This window comes from Antrihabitans spumae (assembly GCF_043944905.1).
Lineage (GTDB): Bacteria > Actinomycetota > Actinomycetes > Mycobacteriales > Mycobacteriaceae > Antrihabitans > Antrihabitans spumae.
Genome location: NZ_JBIMSN010000072.1, coordinates 1 through 19963 on the forward strand (window position 1 = coordinate 1; position 19963 = coordinate 19963).

The 19963-nt window shown below is 62.7% G+C and carries 21 protein-coding genes, 1 tRNA gene and 1 pseudogene; 14 read left to right on the forward strand and 9 right to left on the reverse strand.

Annotated elements, in window-relative coordinates; genetic code table 11:
* Window positions 1-58 precede the first annotated feature (58 nt).
* Both ACHIRB_RS17035 and istA read right to left on the reverse strand, forming a co-directional pair.
* Window positions 59-388, reverse strand: a pseudogene (locus tag ACHIRB_RS17035) (ATP-binding protein); the annotation flags it as partial.
* 60 nt (window positions 389-448) lie between these two features.
* The gene (gene istA / locus ACHIRB_RS17040) at window positions 449-1987 is read right to left on the reverse strand and encodes an IS21 family transposase (RefSeq protein WP_395124146.1); all 1539 of its coding nucleotides are present in this window, start codon (window positions 1985-1987) and stop codon (window positions 449-451) included.
* Between the two features lie 611 nt (window positions 1988-2598).
* Here istA and ACHIRB_RS17045 point away from each other — a divergent pair.
* Window positions 2599-2796: a DUF2510 domain-containing protein gene (locus tag ACHIRB_RS17045; RefSeq protein ID WP_395124197.1), complete on the forward strand. Its 198-nt coding sequence runs from the start codon at window positions 2599-2601 to the stop codon at window positions 2794-2796.
* Window positions 2797-2864: 68 nt separating this feature from the next.
* Here the strand turns inward: ACHIRB_RS17045 and ACHIRB_RS17050 are convergent, their stop codons facing one another.
* On the reverse strand, window positions 2865-3269 hold the full coding sequence (locus ACHIRB_RS17050) for a DUF732 domain-containing protein (protein WP_395124147.1): 405 nt from the start codon (window positions 3267-3269) through the stop codon (window positions 2865-2867).
* Window positions 3270-3928: 659 nt separating this feature from the next.
* Between ACHIRB_RS17050 and ACHIRB_RS17055 the strand changes: the two genes are divergently transcribed.
* Window positions 3929-4162, forward strand: coding sequence for a helix-turn-helix domain-containing protein (locus tag ACHIRB_RS17055; RefSeq protein ID WP_395124148.1), 234 nt, complete (start codon window positions 3929-3931; stop codon window positions 4160-4162).
* A gap of 38 nt (window positions 4163-4200) precedes the next feature.
* Here the strand turns inward: ACHIRB_RS17055 and ACHIRB_RS17060 are convergent, their stop codons facing one another.
* The 3 genes from ACHIRB_RS17060 to ACHIRB_RS17070 form a co-directional block, all read right to left on the reverse strand.
* A complete protein-coding gene (locus ACHIRB_RS17060; protein WP_395124198.1) occupies window positions 4201-4503 on the reverse strand; it encodes an HNH endonuclease in 303 nt (100 codons plus the stop codon).
* Window positions 4504-4736: 233 nt separating this feature from the next.
* Window positions 4737-4964: a helix-turn-helix transcriptional regulator gene (locus tag ACHIRB_RS17065; protein WP_395124149.1), complete on the reverse strand. Its 228-nt coding sequence runs from the start codon at window positions 4962-4964 to the stop codon at window positions 4737-4739.
* A gap of 517 nt (window positions 4965-5481) precedes the next feature.
* Window positions 5482-5718, reverse strand: coding sequence for a DNA-binding protein (locus tag ACHIRB_RS17070; protein WP_395124150.1), 237 nt, complete (start codon window positions 5716-5718; stop codon window positions 5482-5484).
* Between the two features lie 85 nt (window positions 5719-5803).
* On the opposite strand from ACHIRB_RS17070, the gene ACHIRB_RS17075 reads away from it, so the two are divergent.
* Together ACHIRB_RS17075 and ACHIRB_RS17080 are read left to right on the forward strand one after the other, a co-directional pair.
* Window positions 5804-6481, forward strand: coding sequence for a helix-turn-helix domain-containing protein (locus tag ACHIRB_RS17075; RefSeq protein WP_395124151.1), 678 nt, complete (start codon window positions 5804-5806; stop codon window positions 6479-6481).
* Window positions 6468-7601 (forward strand): tyrosine-type recombinase/integrase, encoded by a 1134-nt coding sequence (locus ACHIRB_RS17080; protein ID WP_395124152.1) that lies wholly within the window; start codon window positions 6468-6470, stop codon window positions 7599-7601. The genes ACHIRB_RS17075 and ACHIRB_RS17080 overlap by 14 nt, the downstream gene beginning before the upstream one ends.
* A 72-nt stretch (window positions 7602-7673) precedes the next feature.
* On the opposite strand, the gene ACHIRB_RS17085 is transcribed toward ACHIRB_RS17080, so the two are convergent.
* Together ACHIRB_RS17085 and ACHIRB_RS17090 are read right to left on the reverse strand one after the other, a co-directional pair.
* Window positions 7674-7761: transfer RNA gene (locus ACHIRB_RS17085), tRNA-Ser, on the reverse strand.
* A 34-nt stretch (window positions 7762-7795) separates the two neighbouring features.
* Entirely contained in the window at window positions 7796-8290 is a 495-nt protein-coding gene (locus ACHIRB_RS17090) for a MarR family winged helix-turn-helix transcriptional regulator (protein ID WP_395124153.1), read from the reverse strand.
* Between the two features lie 62 nt (window positions 8291-8352).
* On the opposite strand from ACHIRB_RS17090, the gene ACHIRB_RS17095 reads away from it, so the two are divergent.
* Window positions 8353-9333, forward strand: a complete 981-nt coding sequence (locus tag ACHIRB_RS17095; protein ID WP_395113981.1) for an NAD(P)H-quinone oxidoreductase — start codon at window positions 8353-8355, stop codon at window positions 9331-9333.
* Here ACHIRB_RS17095 and ACHIRB_RS17100 read toward each other — a convergent pair whose 3' ends face one another.
* Window positions 9334-10533, reverse strand: coding sequence for a cysteine desulfurase-like protein (locus ACHIRB_RS17100; protein WP_395113982.1), 1200 nt, complete (start codon window positions 10531-10533; stop codon window positions 9334-9336).
* 156 nt (window positions 10534-10689) lie between these two features.
* Here ACHIRB_RS17100 and ACHIRB_RS17105 point away from each other — a divergent pair, with 156 nt between their 5' ends.
* The 9 genes from ACHIRB_RS17105 to ACHIRB_RS17145 all read left to right on the forward strand — a co-directional run bounded on the left by ACHIRB_RS17105 (window position 10690) and on the right by ACHIRB_RS17145 (window position 19960).
* Window positions 10690-11262: a bacterial proteasome activator family protein gene (locus tag ACHIRB_RS17105; RefSeq protein WP_395113983.1), complete on the forward strand. Its 573-nt coding sequence runs from the start codon at window positions 10690-10692 to the stop codon at window positions 11260-11262.
* A gap of 31 nt (window positions 11263-11293) precedes the next feature.
* A complete protein-coding gene (wzm, locus tag ACHIRB_RS17110) occupies window positions 11294-12160 on the forward strand; it encodes a galactan export ABC transporter permease subunit Wzm/RfbD (protein WP_465254670.1) in 867 nt (288 codons plus the stop codon).
* Window positions 12161-12170: 10 nt separating this feature from the next.
* The gene (gene wzt, locus ACHIRB_RS17115) at window positions 12171-12983 is read left to right on the forward strand and encodes a galactan export ABC transporter ATP-binding subunit Wzt/RfbE (RefSeq protein WP_199704761.1); all 813 of its coding nucleotides are present in this window, start codon (window positions 12171-12173) and stop codon (window positions 12981-12983) included.
* A complete protein-coding gene (gene glfT1, locus ACHIRB_RS17120) occupies window positions 12980-13888 on the forward strand; it encodes a galactofuranosyltransferase GlfT1 (RefSeq protein WP_395113985.1) in 909 nt (302 codons plus the stop codon). The genes wzt and glfT1 overlap by 4 nt, the downstream gene beginning before the upstream one ends.
* Window positions 13889-14053: 165 nt before the next feature.
* A complete protein-coding gene (locus tag ACHIRB_RS17125) occupies window positions 14054-14512 on the forward strand; it encodes a helix-turn-helix domain-containing protein (RefSeq protein WP_395113986.1) in 459 nt (152 codons plus the stop codon).
* 3 nt (window positions 14513-14515) lie between these two features.
* Window positions 14516-15511 carry a PIN domain-containing protein gene (locus ACHIRB_RS17130; RefSeq protein WP_395113987.1) on the forward strand — a complete coding sequence of 332 codons (996 nt, stop codon included), beginning with the start codon at window positions 14516-14518 and terminating at the stop codon, window positions 15509-15511.
* Between the two features lie 258 nt (window positions 15512-15769).
* Window positions 15770-16810 carry a ribosome small subunit-dependent GTPase A gene (gene rsgA, locus ACHIRB_RS17135; RefSeq protein ID WP_395113988.1) on the forward strand — a complete coding sequence of 347 codons (1041 nt, stop codon included), beginning with the start codon at window positions 15770-15772 and terminating at the stop codon, window positions 16808-16810.
* A 52-nt stretch (window positions 16811-16862) separates the two neighbouring features.
* Window positions 16863-17720: an SDR family oxidoreductase gene (locus ACHIRB_RS17140; RefSeq protein ID WP_395113989.1), complete on the forward strand. Its 858-nt coding sequence runs from the start codon at window positions 16863-16865 to the stop codon at window positions 17718-17720.
* Between the two features lie 89 nt (window positions 17721-17809).
* Window positions 17810-19960, forward strand: coding sequence for a putative bifunctional diguanylate cyclase/phosphodiesterase (locus ACHIRB_RS17145; protein ID WP_395124154.1), 2151 nt, complete (start codon window positions 17810-17812; stop codon window positions 19958-19960).
* The last annotated feature ends 3 nt before the right edge of the window (window positions 19961-19963 follow it).

The following is a 19963-nucleotide window of genomic DNA, read 5'->3' on the forward strand; positions in this document are numbered from 1 at the left end:
GACTCTGACATCTTTCGTCATAGACGTTGATGAGAGCGTGTTTTCACACCTGGATAACAACGGGTCCATAGAGAATCACCGACTCGCCCGCGTCGAGCCAACGCAAGGCGGCGAGATCACGCAGCATCGCCGAGGGAAGTTTCGGGCTGACGGTGAAGTCGAAGTCCTCGAAGGTGGATTGATGCTCGAACCGTGCCCGGCGCACCCGCCGCGCCAGCGCCGCGGTTTCGCGGCGGGCGACCTCGTCCTCGCATAGCACCTGCAGAAACTCCAGATGGCCGAGTTTCCCGTCCCGGGTTTGAGCGAGGCGCGCGTCGAGGGTATCGAGCATGCCGGTGAGTTTGAGGGTCTTGAGCGCAGTCCGCAGACTGGGGTCGTGAATGGTCATGACAGTATCCGTTTCGTTGATTCGTTGTCGCAGAACATGATCGGATTCGATCGGTGCGCGTCACGCGCTGAGTTCGGTGCCGAACGCGGCGGGGCCGCGCAGCATCGCCGGCGGCGCGGGAGCTGGGCAGGCGGGTTGGTCGCCGCGTTCGGTGCCTGCGACGAGGATGCCTTTGACGGTGCGGTAGTGCGGATCACCGACCTCGAGTGCGCGAGCGCACGCGGCGTCGAGGCGAGTGTCGTCGTAGCTGTCGCGCAACCGGATGATCGCCTGGATCGCCCGTAACCGATGGACGGCGTTGACCTGGGACAACTCTGCGATGATCGCGACCGCGCCGGGTCCGATCTGCTCGGCATGAGTGCGGCACCACGACACGCTCCGCAAGGTGTGGGCGACCTTGTGCGGCGGATAGTGCTCGAGAGTGGTCGAACGCCCCGACAGATGCCGAACATGGGTGGCGGCGACGGTGTCGTCGTGGAAGATCTGCACCACCTCACCGGCGGTGCGGACACTGACCTTCTGCCCCATCAACCGCCACGGCACCGAGTACAACGCTTTGCCGGATTTGACGTGACAGTCCGGGGCGACAGTGCCGATCGTGTAGAGCACCGTTTCGAACGGCCGCGCCGGCAACGCATTCAGCGCATCGCGCTCGACCGCGTCGAACACCGCTATCGGTGTCGCACCGTCGAGGCCGCGGTGCTTATGCAGGCCGTAAACATCGGTGGCCCAACGCAATGCCTCGCTCTGCATGTGCTGCAGCGAGGTGAATTCGCGGCCCGACCAAAAGGAGTCCCGAATGTAGGGCATCGGGCGTTCGACCCGCGGTTTGTCCTTCGGTTTGCGAGCCCGGGCCGGGTCGACGAGGGTGCCGTAGAACGCGGCGAGCTCGGCGTAAGCGCGGTTGATCTGCGGGTCGTAGAGATCAGGTCGGTCGACACCGGTCTTGAGGTTGTCGCACACCAACCGATCCGGGACACCGCCGAAGAAGTCGAACGCCGCGACATGGGACGCGTTCCAGGATGTTTGGTCCAGTTTCAGCACTGGTTGCACGAAGAGCTTGCGTGAGCACGACAGGATCATCGCGAACACCCACACCGCGACCCGGCGGCCCGAGACGGGGTCGAACCACATGCCGAGTTTGCCGTAGTCGATCTGGGCTTCGCTGCCCGGCTCGACCGCACCGCGCGGGACGGTGACCTTGTCCTGGACGGATTGTTCGGCGAAAGTGGTTGCGATATAACGTCGTACCGTCGATTCCGACACCTCGACCCGATGGTCGTCGCGGAGCCGTTGCGCGATCGTGGCAACCGTGACCGGCACCGCCAGCTGCTTCTCGATCCAATCGCGATGCACCGCGATCAGCTGCCAGGTCAGTGCCCGCGCAGCCGGGTCGCCGAGTTCGGGAAACCAGCGTTCGATTCGCGCCCGCCACACCGCCTCGTCGAACGGCTCCTCGGGTGCTGGTTGCAGACCCTCAGCCAATGCTGGGGACAGGTATTTGCGAATGGTCTTTCGGTCGATGTCGAGTGCCTGGTAGATCTGCACTTGGGATCGGCCCGCGTTCCAGTGTCGGAACATCTCTACGAAGTCGGTCACTTTCCACGTTCTCCTTGCCACCTCAGGCCCCTTCCAGGCCCTCGATGGGGCACTGAACGGAGCGAACCTGAGCAGCACCCGAACCCCGGACCGGACACGCCCCAAGGGGTGGGGAATTACGTGACGGCGGGTGAGGAATTACGTGACGGACAACCCCTCAAAGGTGGGGAATTACGTGACTGCTGACACTCAGCGCCACCAGTCCACGACTACGGTGCGCCTGGGACACCCGAAGAGATTCGCCGCCCCGGTCTTGTCGAAACCGTGCGCGACAGTTACCAGGAAGCCCGGGAGCTGGCGGCCGACCGCGCCGCTGGACGAGCTTTCGGCAAGTTCCGTCTGATTGGGGAGTCCTTCCATTACGAGGACCAGTCGTGGCCGGTCGCGGGCGCGTCGGTCACCATTGAGAGCGCGGGTATCGCTCGTTCTCGGCTGACTCGACCCGGGTCGTCGGAGGTGCGCTGCTGTTCGGTGGAACCGGTGCGCTCATCGGAGCCGCAGGCCGCAAAGATCAGAGCACCATCTTTCTGACGGTCGAACTAGCAGACGGATCGGTGGTTGTAGATGAGGTGCCGATCAGGGCCGAAGGCGATGCACGCAAGTTCGCAGCCGTGGTCAATTCGCCGAGTCGTCAACAAGCGCGGGGCCCGGAATCCAGGTCAACGAGACCAGAACCGGTCCACCTAGCGCAGGCCGCCCCGATCTCCCAAGGTCCGCCGCCCGGCTGGTACCCCGAACCCCAGGGAAGCGGCGGCAAGCGCTGGTGGGACAGCACGACATGGACCGATCACCGACAGCCAGAGGCGTGATCAAGGGCCGACTTTCGGCAGTCCGGCTCGAACCCGCGCCTGACAGCTCAGGCCCATAGAGTCGCGAGTCATCTTCCTTCGGCCTCGTGCTCTGGGCACAGAGTTGCGGTGGCCGCGCGAATGATGAGGTTCGCGTCGGCAACGTCGATGTCGTCCCTCGTTGTCCCGGTGACCATGTCCCGAATGACGCTGCTCTTGATTCGGCCATCGTCAAAGCGAGCGCAAATGTACTGCCCACGAGTGAGAGCATCGACGTAGTAGTTCTCGGTCAAGCCCAGGACTCGAGCAATATCCGGGTACGAACGAAGCTTCGTTAGGTAGCGATTCTCTGTAGGCGTGGGAGGTGTCGTGGTCGGCATCCCGCCGCTATCAATCAAGTCCTGCGCGGCCTGCCTCAGCCGGTCGTCGTCCGACACCAGCGGCTCTGCCGAGTCTTTCAAGAAGGTTGGCACTGACAAGATGATGGCCAGCACGATTACCGCAGACGGGACCAGAATTACACGAGTTCGGTGTCCGGCCGCACCGACAGTTGTCCCCTCCGGATGCGTGGCCGCGAAGTCCCGAGATCGCCTGAACAACACCCATCCCACACCGAGCGCCGCGACCGCGACAAGGACGAGCGCCACGATCGCCAAGAAGTCCGCTAACCCTTTTGCCACCTCGACCGGAGTAGTGATAGTCGCGCAGACAAGGACCACGAGCAGAATCAGCAGGAGGGCGTCAACGGCCCGTTGCTTGACGGTCCGCCTATGGGGCTCCGGAACTAAGTCGGAAGCCGACGCGCGGGGTTGCCCGCGGTCGTGGTTTGGCTGGTGTCCGCCGATTTCCTGATTCATGTCTTTCCTTCCTGCGCCGTCTGCTGGGAACGCGTACCCGCTAGACGAAGAAATATCCGACATTAGGATATTGGTGCCGGTGGCAGGATCGAGAGCGCTGCACGACTGGCTGGGCGGGTTCTGCCATCGGAGGTCGGGGGTCCCAGGTCGTTCGCACGATCGCGCTCGCCGAGCATTGCGTGACGCGCCCCGCACACTTCGCGGCCTGACCGCTAAATGTCGATGCCAGGACTCGGCAATTACGTACAAAAATATCCGAAGTTGGGATATCCATACCCGCAAGATGCGCTTGCCGGGTGCAAAAGTCGCTCTACAGCCGCCAATACCGGGAGCTTTGCCTGGTACTGCGGCAGGTGCGGCGCGAAGCCGGACTGACTCAGGTAGCGGTGGCCGAGCGACTCGACGTCGCCCAGTCCTTCGTCAGCAAGTACGAGTCGGGTGAGCGTCGGCTTGATGTGATTGAACTACGACATATCGCGGGTGCCCTCGGTATCACGATGTCGGACATCCTCGACCGTCTAGAGCAATAGCGAGATGAACGAGCATGCTCAAACTGCGGCGTTGGGCGCTAACGAGAGTTCAGGCTCGCCTTAGCGCTACCGCGAGCTCTATTCGCTATTTGTCGGTCGCTCCCATCGGACGTAGAAGTCTTCCCTGTGCCGCCCGCAGCACTATTGCCGCTAACGGTGTGCCCACACCCGCGATCTGCACGGAAGTCGGCGATACGCCTACGATCGGACACCAAATATTTGGCGCGATTGCACGACTCGCAGATCGGGCAGCAGTTTGCGAGCGAATGCGCGCCTCCGGCAGCCACAGGTATCCGGTGGTCGAGCTGATTCCACTCGGGTGTACCGCAGTCGGCACACATATCGCCCCAGCAGTCGAGAAGTTCCTCTTTCGTGAACGGTTCAACGACGGGCGTGAGCCCGTACCCGGCGCACCGCTGCAAGTATCCGTGCAGCCACCGAAGATGCGGATTCCGAGCCCAATACAGGCGGTTGTACTCGGCTCGTGCGTTGCTGGTACCTGTACTCTTGTTACTGGTCCGGAAGACCTTCTGACCCGCCTCGCTCACTACGGGGCGGGTTCTCTTTTCTTCGCTCACGCCGCACCACCGCCGGAGTGGCTGCAAGCGTTCGATCCCGTCTCACGCGAGGCAATCCACGCCTCTACCGATTTTCTGCGGTAGTAGATGCGCCTGCCGATACTGAAGTGCGGCGCAAAGTTGCCGCTGGAACGCCTCTTTCGCTCAGTGCTGTCGGGAAAGTTGTATTCCGCCAAGAACTGCTGGCGCGTCAGTACCGGATGATCCCTTGTCTGCTCGTCCATGTTGTCTCCACCGGCCGAGGGCGACCGTTGCCGACAGGGATGAGGTCCTGTCGTTCTTTCTCCCGGGACAGAGCGCAAAACAAAGGTCAGTAGCGCAGGAGAGCGTTCACAAAGTCTCAACATCGGGGGTGTCGATAGGGACCGCGCCGTGATGCCGAAGGTCTTGCCCCCGAGTTGCGAGATCAGAGACGTATCGCAAGTCCCCTCAAAAATGTGCCCGGCACGGCTGCAGCCCGTGTGTTCTGCAACAGGGCGGGTTCAGCCACCCATCCGTCGGCGCGTTACGATCACGACGGTCGAAATGATCTACCCATGACGCTGCAACCACATCGCGAGTCACAAATCGACCAACCGGTCGACTCATCTCGCGGACCGCGAGGGTAGCCCGAGGAGTGCGTTCGTCGACCCGTCCGGCTGCCTTGTGAATCGAAGAGTGCGCCCTCTATATGACGCGGTACGGACTGCCGTCTACGAGCGCGGGTCGGGTCACACATCTCAGCCCATTTTCTCTTGTGAATCAGCCGCGCAGAACTGCGGGATCGACCTTCACGTCCGTCCGCTCGTACAGATTGCTGCTGACATAGTCGAAGACGTCTGACCACCGATATAGAACCTTCGCCCCCGCCTTGACGAAACGGGGGCCTCGGCCGACGTATCGCAACTGAGCGAGGGAAGCGACGGTGACGTGCAGGTAGTCGGCGACCTCACGGGGACTTCCTAGCTCCATCCGCAGATCAGGGCTTCGGCCTGTCATGATTCATCCTTTCCAGAATCTTGAGGAAACCCTAGATGGCTGCTGAATCGCGGTCAAGTGTCGTGATTTGCAGTACCCTGAGCTGATGTCCAGTGATACCCGAACCCTTGCTGAGGCGATCGGCTTTAATGCCCGCAAGCTGAGAACCCGGGCGGGGTTGACACTGGACGAAGTCGCGATCGCATCGAAGCTCCGCGGACTGAGATGGTCAAACACTCGAGTCGCAGACTTTGAAGCTGGCCGAGTCTCTCCAAACCTTGAAACCACCATCGCGCTCGCGCTGGCGCTGAGCGACCTCGGCTGTGGTCCCGTCACTATGGCAGAACTCGTCGACTCGCAGCTCCCTCTAAGTATCAACGATTCGGTCGATCTCCCCGCTGATCACTTGTCACTCTGGTTTCGGGGGGCAGAGATACGCCTTGAACCGCCCGAACTGCGACGTTTAATCGGCGCGGTCCACGTCAAACTGCCGGGGCTCGACGAGGAACTCGACCTCAAAACGCTCGAACGGCTCGAATCAGCCGACATTTCAGCAATCAACCTGATTCTCGCGCAATCCGGCATTGCCGAGGAACGTGTTCAGAAGTCGCTTCACATCACCCGACCACTCCTCGCTATCGTGTCTAGTTCGCTGTGGGGCCAGACCTTCTCGCAAGAACGCGACGAGCGAGCAGGGCCTGAAGCAAATGCACAACATCGTGGCCGAATAAGCCGGCAATTGAAGGATGAGTTGAGAATCGAGTTGCGCATTGGCAACGATTAGCAGCTACGACACTGCACGCGGGAAGCGGTATCGCGTGAGATACCGCACGCCAGACCGCAAGCAGACCGATAAGCGCGGATTCACGAGCAAGCGGCAGGCGCAGGAGTTCGCCGCGACGGTGGAAGTCGAGAAGATGCGCGGCGAGTACGTGCCGCCGAAGCTCGGCTACATCACGGTCGGCGAAATCGGGCCGACGTGGTTGGAACGCAAAGAGTCCGACCTCAAACCATCTGCGTACAAGTCACTTGAGACTGCGTGGCGTATTCACGTCGAACCGCGCTGGGGCAAGGAACGCCTGGCAGATGTCGACCTTGATGCGGTCGAACGATGGATTGCCGATCTCGGTCGAGACAAGACGATCGACGGGGTGAAAGTCAAGGGCAAGGGCGCAACCGTCGTCATCCGCGCATACGGCGTTCTTGCTGGCGTACTCGACAGCGCCGTGAAGTCGAAGCGACTCGCGAAGAACCCATCGCGGGGGGTCGAGAACTTGCCGCGTAAACAGCGCAAGGAACGCATCTACCTCACCCACGAGCAGGTCGGAGCGCTCGCGGGTGCGTCCGGCGATCGGCAGACGCTTGTACATCTACTCGCGTACTGCGGCTTGCGGTGGGGCGAAGCAATCGGCCTTCGAGTGAAGCACCTTGACCTCTTGCGGAAGCGGCTCGTGGTCACCGAAAACGCTGTACAGGTCAATATGGAGATGCACATCGGGACGCCAAAGAGTCACGTGAGCCGATCGGTACCGATTCCAGACTTCCTCGTTGTCGAGCTGGCGCGCGAGTGCGAGGGAAGGGCTCGCGACGATCTTGTGTTCCCCGGCCGCGACGGCGAGCACCTTCGACGTTCGGTGAGTTTCACCGGCTGGTTCACGAAGGCAGTCGAGAAGTCAGGCATTCCCCGAGTGACTCCCCACGACCTGCGCCACACTGCGGCAAGCCTTGCCGTTTCGGCCGGAGTGAACGTGAAGGCGTTGCAAAGAATGCTCGGGCACTCCTCGGCAGCGATGACTCTGGACACCTACGCGGACCTGTTCGATGACGATCTTGACGCCGTAGGTATCGCACTCGATCACGCTCGATCGGAAGCGAGTGTGGGCAAAATGTGGGCAGCGACATAGTGCGATCTCGATTACCCAAGCATAAAAGGGCCCACTAGCTGCACGTAAGCGCAGATAGCGGGCTGTCGACCTTGGCGGAAGCGGAGGGATTTGAACCCCCGGTCGTTCTCACGACGCTCGCTTTCAAGGCGAGTGCATTCGGCCGCTCTGCCACGCTTCCGTCGCAGATACTAGCCGCTGATCCCGGCGCAGTCCTATTCGGATTGCGTCTCGGCGATGGCGGCGCTGACCTTTCGGAAGGCGTCGCCGATGGTCTGCAGCTGCTCGGGCGTCAGCAGATCGACGAAACTCCGCCGCACACCTTCGACGTGCGTCGGCGCTGCCTGTTCGTGTCTGCGGCGACCCTCGTCGGTCAGTTGGGCGAGAACTCCCCGACCGTCGTCGACGCAGGTGCTGCGGCGCACCATGCCCTGGGTTTCCATACGGCGAATCTGATGAGTCAGGCGGCTGCGTGAGGACAGCACGCCGTCGGCGAGTTCGCTCATTCGCAGTTCGTGGTCCGGCGCTTCGGAAAGCATGACGAGAATTCGGTACTCGGCGAGCGAGAGGTCGTGGCTGTCCTCCAAGTCGCGGTTGAGCTGGTCTGTGAGCCTTTGCTGGCCGTCGATGTAGGCGCGCCACGCCTGTTGTTCGACAGCGGTGAGCCATCTCGGTTCCAGCCCCGACTGGCCGGTTTGGTCATCCTGCACACAGGCATTCTATTCGCACAGCTCAGCGCTATCGGCCGACTCGCCTGCGCTACCGTCGGCACATGTACGCGATCAGGTTGAACGGTTTCGGCGGACCCGAGGTCATGGAATGGGCCGACGGACCCGACCTCCATCCGGGCCACGGGCAGGTGCTGATCGACGTCGTGGCAACCGCAGTCAATCGTGCGGACCTCTTGCAGCGGCAGGGCTTCTACCCGCCGCCGCCCGGCGCGAGTGACGTTCTCGGACTGGAATGCTCCGGCGTGATCTCCGAAGTCGGCGACGGCGTCACCGGCTGGAAGGTCGGCGATCGGGTGTGTGCGCTGCTGGCAGGTGGCGGATACGCCGAGGAGGTCGTCGTCCCCGCGACGCAGGTGCTGCCGGTACCGGAGAGCCTCGACCTCTACGCCGCAGCGTCGCTGCCGGAGGTTGCCTGCACGGTCTGGTCGAACGTCGTGATGGGCGCCGGACTGCATTCGGGCCAGTTGCTGCTGGTCCACGGCGGCGGCAGCGGGATCGGCACCCACGCGATCCAGGTTGCCGTCGCTCGCGGCGCGACCGTTGCCGTCACCGCAGGCTCGCAGTACAAGCTGGACCGCTGCAAGGACCTCGGTGCCTCGATCCTGGTCAACTATCACGACGACGATTTCGTCGCTGCTGTGCAGGAACATGGCGGCGCCGACATCATCCTCGACAACATGGGCGCGAAGTACCTGTCCCGCAACGTCGATGCGCTGGCTGCGGACGGTCAGCTCGTCGTTATCGGTATGCAGGGCGGCATGAAGGGCGAGTTGGAACTCGGCAAGCTGTTGATGAAGCGTGCGTCGGTGACAGCCGCGAGTTTGCGCGGGCGTCCCGAGACCGGCCGATCAGGCAAGGCGGAGATCGTCTCCGAGGTCGTCGAACATCTGTGGCCGTTGATCGCGGACGGAACCGTCTCGCCTGTGGTCCACACAGAACTCCCGATTGCCGACGTCGCCGCAGCTCACGACCTGCTCGATTCGCCGGACAGTGTCGGCAAAGTGGTGCTGCGAATCAGATGATCACAGGCTCGACAGTGCGCGGCCCAGCTGATCGATTTCGTACTTGGTCGTGTACGGCGCCAGACCGACGGTCACTGCGCCGCCTTCGTCGTTGACGCCGAGTGCGTCGAGCAGCCGACTCCCGCCGTGGCTGCCGCTGAGCGTGCCGATCCGATGGCCGGCCAGTTTGGCTGCGACCTTTTCCGATTGGGTGCCTGCCACGGTGAAGCTGACGGTCGGAATGCGGGTGGTCGCGCGCCCGATGAGGGTGACCTTCGGCAGATCGCCCAGCGTCGCCATGAGGTGCTCGAACAGCTCGTCCTGATACGCCTGCAGCGAGCTGATCGACGTCTCCAACCGTTCTCGCCGGGTTCCGGTGGCTGCTTCGTCGAGACCGGCGAGGTAGTCGATCGACGTGGTGAGTCCGGCAAGCATGGAGTACTGGTGACCGCCGACCTCGAGCCGCTCGGCACCCTTGGCGTACGGGTTGAGCGACATGGCAGGAATGCGGTCGAGAAAAGCTGGGTCGCGGAACGCGAGCGCACCGACCTGCGGACCGCCCCACGACGTGCCACTGACGGCGATGATGTCGGCACCGAGTTCGTCGATGTCGATGTGCGCGTACGGAGCTGCTCCGATGGCGTCGACGACGAGCAGCCCGCCGACCTCGTGCACCCGATCGGCGGCAACCCGAACATCCGGCGCCGACCCGACGATCGGCGAGGCCGCAGTGAGCGCAACCAGCCGTGCGGTCGGCCCGATCAACTCCTCGAACTGCCAGGCGGGGAGCTCGCAGGTTTCGATCTCCACTTCTGCCCAGCGCACGTGAGCGCCGTAGCGATTGGCGATCCGCAACCACGGTGCGACATTCGCTTCGTCGTCCAGACGGGAGAGCACGATGCCGGTTCCGAGCCCGAGACGCGAACTCAGCGACTCCGCCAGCCACGCAAGCAGCAGCGCACGGTCGGGTCCGAGTACGACGCCGGCCGGGTCGCCACCAACCAGGTCGGCGACAGCCTGTCTGGCACGCTCCAATATCCCCGCGCTGCGTTGCGACGCACTGTGCTGACCGATGTGCGAAAACGACGAAGTCCTGAAACCTGTTGATACAGCGCGGAATACAGCATCGGGCACCTGCATCCCCGCCTGTGGATCAAGATGGATCCACCCGTCGCCCAGGGAGGGGATGAGCCCCCGAACCCGTGCGACGTCGTATGTCATGCCCGCCACTCTAAATGGTCCGTCGTCGAAGCAGTGACGCAGATCCCTCTCATCATGTAAGCCCAGCCTTCATCACATCGACCCCCGCAACGACCCAGTCCAGGATAGAGCTCGAGCCTCTTGGCGCAATTCGTGCGCAACCGACAAGATGGGGTCATGACGCACGCGGACAACGAACAAGTGGTCGTTATCGGACCCGACGGTCTACCTGTCGCCGTTTCTCCCGAGGAAGCAGCCGCGGCCGGAGCGACCGCGCCGAAGACCGGCACCGAAGGCAGCGAGCACGAGTCACTCGCCGGGATGGTCGAGCAGCCTGCCAAGGTGATGCGAATCGGCACGATGATCAAGCAGTTGCTCGAGGAGGTTCGTGCGGCTCCGCTCGACGACGCCAGCCGAAATCGGCTCAAGGAGATCCACCGATCGTCGATCAGCGAGCTGGAAGAGGGCCTCGCCCCCGAACTACGCGACGAGCTCGAACGGCTGACTCTGCCGTTCAGCGAGGAGTCGGTGCCGTCCGACGCAGAGCTGCGGATCGCGCAGGCGCAGCTGGTCGGTTGGCTCGAAGGACTGTTCCACGGCATCCAGACCGCACTGTTCGCACAGCAGATGGCAGCACGCGCGCAGCTGGAGCAGATGCGTCAGGGTGCACTGCCTCCCGGCCTGCACTCGGCCGATCCGCGTGGTGGGCCAGGCCCCTCGGCACCGGGCGGGACCGGGCAATATCTCTGACCCCCACCCGACCCCGGTAGGCTCGGCAATCGTGTCGACTGCAGCTCCGGATACCGATGACGAGGTTTTGCCCGTCTCGGACTCACAAACATTTCGGCGCGCCTTCAAGGACCTGAGTGACGGGTTCAGCCAGCGTGAGCTTTGGTTGTCGCTCGGTTGGCAGGACATCAAGCAGCGGTACCGGCGTTCCGTACTCGGTCCGTTTTGGATCACCATCGCCACCGGTGTGCAGGCGGCGGCCATGGGAATCCTCTATTCGGCCCTGCTAGACATCCCGCTCGACGAGTTCTTGCCCTACGTCACCGTCGGGTTGATCGTCTGGCAGTTGATCAGTGCGAGCATCCTCGAGGGTTCCGAAGTGTTCGTCGCCAACGAGGGGTTGATCAAGCAGCTGCCGTCGGCGTTGAGCGTGCACGTCTATCGGTTGGTCTGGCGGCAGATCCTGCTGCTTGCGCACAACATGCTGATCTACGTGGTGATGTTGGTGGCTTTCGGCGTGTGGCGGGATCTGACCTGGACGTCGTTCGCGGCGATTCCCGCACTGATATTGCTGATGTTGAACGCGTTGTGGGGGTCGATCGTCTTCGGCATCTTCAGTACCCGATACCGCGATATCGCGCCGATTCTCGGCAGCTTCGTGCTGCTCGCCTTCGTCCTGACCCCGATCATGTGGACGACGAAAGCGCTGGAGCAGCAGGGCGGCCAGGCGGCCGAGCGGGTGAAGTTGGCTGAGCTGAACCCGCTGTTCCACTACCTCGACATCATTCGCGCGCCACTCATCGGCGAGGAGCAAGAGGCCTACCACTGGTACATCGTGCTGGCTTTCACAGTGCTCGGCTGGACGTTGGCCCTGCTGGCCATGCGCAAATACCGGGCCCGCGTGCCCTACTGGGTTTAGGGGATACGTCGTGTCGGTAGGTATCGAAACTCACCAAGCTTGGGTCGAATTTCCCATCTTCGACGCCAAGTCGCGTTCGCTCAAAAAGGCGTTTCTCGGCAAAGCGGGCGGCGCGATCGGCCGCAATCCGTCGAAAGTTGTTGTCGTCGAAGCATTGCGCGACATCAACCTTTCGCTGAAGGAGGGCGACCGCGTCGGTCTCGTCGGACACAACGGTGCGGGCAAATCGACGTTGCTCCGGTTACTTTCGGGCATCTACGAACCGTCACGTGGCAGCGCGCAGATCCGCGGCCGCGTTGCACCGGTGTTCGACCTCGGGGTCGGCATGGATCCCGAAATCTCCGGCTACGAGAACATCATCATCCGTGGCCTGTTCCTCGGGCAGACGCGCAAACAGATGCTCGCCAAGATCGAAGAGATCGCCGACTTCACCGAACTCGGCGACTACCTCGAAATGCCGTTGCGGACGTACTCGACGGGTATGCGGGTCCGGCTCGCGATGGGCGTCGTGACCAGCATCGACCCCGAGATTCTGCTCCTCGACGAGGGGATCGGCGCTGTCGACGCGGAGTTTATGAAGAAGGCTCGCATCCGGTTGCAAAAACTTGTCGAGCGCTCCGGAATCCTGGTGTTCGCAAGCCATTCCAACGAGTTCCTCGCCCAACTCTGCGACACCGCGATGTGGATCGACCACGGCCAGATTCGCGAACGCGGCGGGATCCAGGACGTCGTCACAGCCTACGAGGGACCCGAAGCCGGCGAACACGTGGCACGCACGCTGCAGGAACTCGAAGCGGAGAAAAAGCGCGGCGAGCAGGGATGACAGAACCCGGCAACACACCCCGGATCGTTGCTGTCGTCGTAACCCATCGACGACGGGCACTGCTGGCAGAGTCGTTGGCTGTGCTGACCTCGCAATCGCGGCCGGTCGACCACATCGTCGTCGTCGACAACGGCAACGAGTCCGAGGTCCGCACGCTAGTCGAAGATCAGCCCGCGAGCGTCACCTACCTCGGGTCCGCGCACAATCTCGGTGGCGCAGGCGGTTTCGCACTCGGCATCCTCTACGCCCTGTCGATCGGTGCCGATTGGGTCTGGCTCGCCGACGACGACGGTCGGCCAGAAGGTCCCGACGTGCTGCAGATCCTGCTGGACTGCGCGCTGCGGAACGGGCTTGCCGAGGTGTCGCCCGTCGTCTGCGACATCGACGAGCCCGACCGCCTCGCGTTCCCTTTGCGCCGCGGAGTCGTATGGCGACGGCTTCGGTCGGAGTTGGGTGACGAAGATCTGCTGCCCGGTATCGCGTCGCTGTTCAACGGCGCATTGTTGTCGGCCGACGCGATCGATGCGGTCGGCGTTCCCGATCTTCGGTTGTTCGTGCGTGGCGACGAAGTCGAGGTGCACAGGCGACTCGTGCGGTCGGGACTCCCGTTCGGGACCTGCCTGCAGACCGCCTACCTGCACCCGAACGGTGCCGCGGAATTCAAGCCGATCCTCGGCGGGCGGATGCATACGCAGTACCCGGACGACGCGACGAAGCGGTACTTCACCTACCGCAACCGTGGATATCTCATGTCGCAGCCAGGAATGCGACGACTGTTGCCGCAGGAATGGATCCGTTTCGGCTGGTTCTTCCTCGTCACCGAACGCGACCCCGCTGGTCTGCGGGAATGGCTGCGGCTGCGCAAGCTGGGTCGCAAAGAGCAATTCCGGCGGCCTGCACAGTAAGCCTCGTTTGCGCCGATGAAGGACCGAGCTCCGTTGCCGACACATCGAGCTGACCATGGTCGAAACCGCCCGTCTCGGCAACTTGGCATCATGGCCAGCGGCGACGTCGAACGCACCGATCTGCACGCTGTTGCGTGTTCGTTTTTTTCGAATTATCGTGGGGTGATGGCCGCGCTGATGGAAAACACCCTGCTTCCCGACCCGGGAGATGTCGAGCGCACCGGCGCGATCAACGCCCTACTCAGCCTGCTCGTCGACGAAAGCAAGACAGAACTCACGGGGCCATCTGGCGCGGTTGCCCCTCTTCCTGACGAAGTGCGTTCGGTCCTGCTGACCGTTGTGCGGGCACTCGCATCGGGTTCGGCCGTGACCGTGGAACCTCGGCGTACGGTGCTGACAACTCAAGAAGCAGCTGAAATCTTGTCTGTGAGCCGCCCGACTTTGGTACGGCTGCTCGAAGGTGGGCAGATCCCATACACAACTCCCGGACGTCACCGCCGAGTCGAACTGGCCGAGGTGTTGAAATATCAGCAGCGGTTACGCAAGGACCGCAACGCCGCGCTCGCCGACCTCGGTCACAGCGCCCCGGACGGCACCGACGTCGGCTTCGTTGCCACGCGCTGATTCATGCCGACAAATTTCCGTGTCGTCATCGACGCGTGTGTCATGCTGCCGCAAACACTGAACGATCTTCTACTTACTCTCGCTGAGGAAGAGCTGTTCCAGCCGATCTGGACAGCAGAACTACTCGACGAGGTCGAACGTAACCTCGTGAAGAAGTTCGGAGTCTCTCCTGCCAACGCTGCGTATCGAATTCGCCAGATGCGCAAGGCGTTCCCTCTCGCGGAGAGCGAAACCGAGGGTTACCGAGACTTGATCGGCTCGATGAAGAATCACCGCAAGGACCGCCACGTTCTCGCAGGCGCGGTACGAGCCGGTGCTGCGTTGATCGTGACGGCGAACTTGAAAGACTTCCCGGATCGGGCGCTCGAACCCTACGACATAAATGCGGTGCACCCGGACGAGTTTCTTCTCGACCAGCTCGATTTGGACGAGCATCGCGTATTCGAGGCGATCGATCGCCTACTGCAACGCAACACGCGCCCGCCGCGATCGCTTCTGCAACTCGCCGACTCGCTACGGCCGGTCACACCGAAATTCGCAGGGGTGCTGACCGACCGCATTCGGTCTGCGCCGCCACCCTTGGAAATAGTCGAAGACAACAGTTTCGACACCTTTTTCGACCAGAACCCGCCGTTCGCAACGCCATGGGGAACGGCGCACTACTGGCGTTTGGCGCTTTTCAGTCGCGAGGAGAACGCAGTGGCGTTGGCCAGGCTGACAGTCGACCCGCAAGCTTGGGGCAACTTCGATGACATCGAAACACGCCTGACCGGGTACACACTGGCGTCCGGAGTGCACGATCACGTCGAACGCGACGATATTGCCTACGTGAAGTTCGTTCCGGACAGCGGGCACTCGATGCGCGCCTTCGGTGACGTGGTCTACGACGACTATCTCGTTCTCGCCCTTACCCGAGCCAGTGACGACAATCTCTGGCGTGCTTACGGTCTCAGCGAAAGCTGGCCGAACAGTGCGAACCCGATCCGTCGGACCGACTGATGGTGAGCCAGCTTGTAGCTAGCCCTTCACCGTGACTTCGTTGCTGTCCTCAGCACATCGCCTTACCTGCCGCGCAAATAAATAGCTTGCGGCGCGGCAGCAAGTCTGCGATTTTGGATGTTCAAGCGATTCGAGTGGGAGAGGGAGGTTGATGTTCGTGGCTGTCGTATCGGTTGTCGTGCTGCGCACAATCCACCTCTCCTGACCCTCCGCCTACGCGCGTCGAGGGTCTCCTCCTCGACGAAAGTTCAACCCAAAATGCAACAGCACCACCTTCTCGACGCTTACGGCTGGAACGATTCCGTAGCGACGCAATTCGACAACCTCCTCGCCGCCGAAAACCAGTTCAGCCCTGCTCGGGTTGTCCGCGTCGACCGTGGCGAATGTGATGTCGTCACGCCCGACGGACCTATCCGCGCTCGAACGATAGAGCCGGTATGCACCGGCGATTGGGTAGCGGTCGACGATCGCGGCGGCTTTCCGACGGTCATCCATATCCTCGATCGGCGCAGCGCGATCCAACGGTCGTCGGCGTCGACCCGCTCCGAGGCGCAAGTACTCGCCGCGAACGTCGACACCGTGCTCATCGTGACCGCACTCGACGGCGACGTCGACCTCGGGCGCATCGAGCGGATGCTCGCGCTCGCCTGGGAAAGCGGTGCCCAACCCGTCGTCGTATTGACGAAAGCCGATGCGGCCGAGGATATTTCGCAGAGCCTGGACGACGTTCGAGCCATAGCCCCCGGCGCTACGGTCCTTGCCGTCAGCTCGACGAACGGCGAGGGCATCGACGTCCTCACCGCAATGCTCGACGGGACAGTCGTGTTGATCGGACCGTCGGGAGCAGGCAAATCAACACTGGCCAACACGCTGCTCGGCGAGGAACGACTGGCAACCAACGCGGTACGCGGCGTCGACGGCAAGGGCAGGCACACGACGGTCCATCGCGAACTGTTTCCGCTGCCGTCCGGCGGCACCTTGATCGACACGCCGGGACTGCGCGGTATCGGGCTTTGGGATGCCGCACATGGCATTTCGACAACATTCAGTGATCTCGAAGAGCTTGCGGAGGATTGCCGATTCGACGATTGCGGACACCTGCACGAACCGGACTGCGCAGTACTGGCAGCAGTCGAATCCGGTGAATTGGCCGAACGCAGACTCGACAGCTACCGCAAACTGCTCCGCGAGAACGAATGGGTCGCGTCGCGAACCGACGCTCGACTACGCCAGGAACGCACCCGCACGGTCAAGGCGCAGTCGCGCGCATTACGGGAGGTGTATCGCACGCGGAAGTAACGTCGGTCTACCGTTGCCGGAAGACTATTTCCGTTCAGGGAGAAGAGGCGCAATGACGACATCGGTAGACAAGCCGCTCGCAGGCAAGACCATGATCATGTCCGGCGGCAGCCGCGGCATCGGTCTTGCCATCGCGCTGCGCGCGGCCGCCGAGGGCGCGAACATCACGTTGATCGCCAAGACCGACACCCCGAACCCGAAGCTGCCCGGCACAATCCACACAGCTGCTGCCGAACTGGAGGCTGCCGGCGGCAAGGTTCTGGCGTTTGTCGGCGACGTCCGCAACGACGAATCCGTCGCGGCCGCCGTCGCCCAGACGATCGAGAAGTTCGGCGGCATCGACATCGTCGTCAACAACGCGAGCGCGATCGACCTGTCGAAGACCGATGCCGTCGCGATGAAGAAGTACGACCTGATGCAGGACATCAACGTCCGCGGCACGTTCCTGCTGTCGAAGCTCTCGATCCCGTCGTTGCGCGAATCTGCCAAGGCCGGTCGCAACCCGCACATTCTGACCTTGTCGCCGCCGCTGAACCTCAACCCGAAGTGGGCGGGTGGCCACCTCGCGTACACGATGGCCAAGTACGGGATGAGCCTGACAACACTCGGACTTGCCGAAGAATTGAAGGGCGACGGTATCGGCGTCAACTCGCTGTGGCCCCGGACCACGATCGCGACGGCAGCGGTCCGCAACCTGCTCGGCGGCGACGCTGTCGTCAACGCCTCGCGGACCCCGGACATCTACGCCGACGCTGCCTACGTCGTATTGACCTCTCCCGCAACGGAAGCCACCGGCAACTTCTACATCGACGACGAGGTCCTCGCCGCCGCGGGAGTCACCGATCTCGAGAAGTACCGTGCGGGCGACCCGACCGTCGACCTCGTGACAGACATCTTTCTCGACGAGTAGGCGAACATCCGCTACCGAACCCCGTGATGTCGCTACCATTCCGCTAACGACACCGCGGATGGCGGGCGCAGGTGGGGCGAGAGGTTCGAGTGGCTCTTCACGTCGATAAACAGTTGGCGGTGATCTGGCGTGCCATCGCGCGAGTTGCGAGCGACGGCGTCATCATCGCGACTGCTGACGGCACCATCGTCGAATTCAATCCGATTGCCGAGCGCATCTTCGCAAGCAGTCGCAGCGACGTCATCGGGTTGAAGATGATCGACGTCGTGGTCCCCGCGAACCTGCGGGGACCACACAGAGCGTCCGTCGCACGGTTTCGGGCGAGCAGTCAGCTGCCGTTCGAACGCGCATTCACGTTCCGTACGCTTGGCCGCCGCGGCGACGGAGCGAGTGTGCCGATCGAAGTCACGATCACGGCGACGCCGGGTGACGACGTCGATTCCGGGGCAGCACCGGAGTGGATCGTCGCATTCATTCGTGAACCCGCCGAGCACGACACCCGTGTCGAAGCGACGCCGCCCGCCAGTCCGGTCGCTTCGGAAAAACACTGGATGTCGGGTGACCAGATCAGCGAAATCCTCGGTTCGGCGCCACTGGTCGTGTTCTCACTCGATCTCGACGGGATAATTCGCGTCGCTACCGGTGGTGGCCTTGCCCGGATGGGTGTCGAGTCCGACGATCTTGTCGGCCGCAATGTTTTCGACCTCCGGCCAGGTCGAGAGGATCTCGCCCGAATCTATCGCCGCGCGATCTCCGGAGAAAAGTTTCGATTCCGCGTCGAGGCCAAAGAGCGGGTATGGGATACGCACTATCAACCGCTGTATTCCGACGAGGGCGAACTGACCGGCAGTCTCGGGGTGAGTATCGACGTCACCGCTCAGGTGATCAGCGAGAAGGCCTTGCGCTTGCTGGCGGAAACCGACATCGTCACAGGCCTCGGCAGCCGCTCGCACACAGAGGACAGTTTGGCCGAACTGCTCTCGGACGGCGAACCACTCGCACTGCTCCTGATCGACCTCGACGATTTCAAGGACATCAACGATTCGCACGGTCATGCGATGGGTGATCGAGTGCTGCACCGCGTCGGTACACGCATTCGCAAGACTGCGCCCGCGCGGTCGATCATCGGACGCCTCGGCGGCGACGAGTTGGTCGTCGGACTGCGGACCGCCGACGTCGACCAGGCTGCGGCTGTCGCGTCATCGATCATCGACGCGATCTCGCGTCCGATGCGAATCAACTTCGATGTGGCCGGCCAGCCGATTCGACTCCACATCAGCGTGACGGCGAGCGTCGGCATCGCTGTGGCACCGGGCGACGGCGTGTCGATCGCCACGTTGCTGACCCGCGCGGACAGCGCGATGTACGCGGCCAAGCGGTCGGGTCGAGCAGCGCATCGCTTCTATCGCGCCGATGCGGACCGCGCGAGCCGCCGCCTCAAGGTATCGACCCGACTTCGCAAGGCGGTAACGTCCGGCAGTCTCGACGTGGAGTTCCAACCGATCGTCGACCTCACAGCGTCTCGGATCACCGGATTCGAAGCGTTGGCTCGGTGGAACGACACTCAGCTCGGTCCGGTCGGTCCCGACGAATTCATTGCACTGGCAGAGAATTCGCCGCTGATCGACGAGTTGTTCGACCTCGTGCTCGATCGTTCTCTCCGCGCCGCCGCGACCTGGAATTCGCAGATCGACGCGGCGACCGCAACGCCGCGGGCCAAAGGTGGCGAACTGCTGACCGTCGGCGTGAACGTCGCTGCTCGCCAACTGCGTGACAGAACGCTGCCGAACAGGATCGTCGACGCTGCGGCGCGCGCTGGGCTGACGCCGTCGTGTGTTGTGCTCGAACTGACCGAAACAGCACTGATGGACGATTCCGGACGTTCCCGGGCCGTGATCGGTGCTTTGCGCGACGCCGGTATCAGGGCGTTGATCGACGACTACGGCATCGGTTACTCGAATATGGCTCGACTCAGCGATCTTTCGGCGACGGGTCTGCTCGACGGCATCAAGATCGACCGCACTTTCGTATCCGACCTACCGACCGACCGCGCGGTGACGCTTCTCGAGATGTTCGTGACGATGACGAAGGCGCTCGGGGTCAGTGCTATTGCCGAGGGTATCGAGAGCGACGAGCAGCTGACTCTGCTGACGTCGCTCGGCTATCGGTTCGGCCAGGGTTGGCGGTTCGCGAAGCCGATGTCTGCAGACGCGGCGGCACGGTTCACGTTGGGCGACTGACGG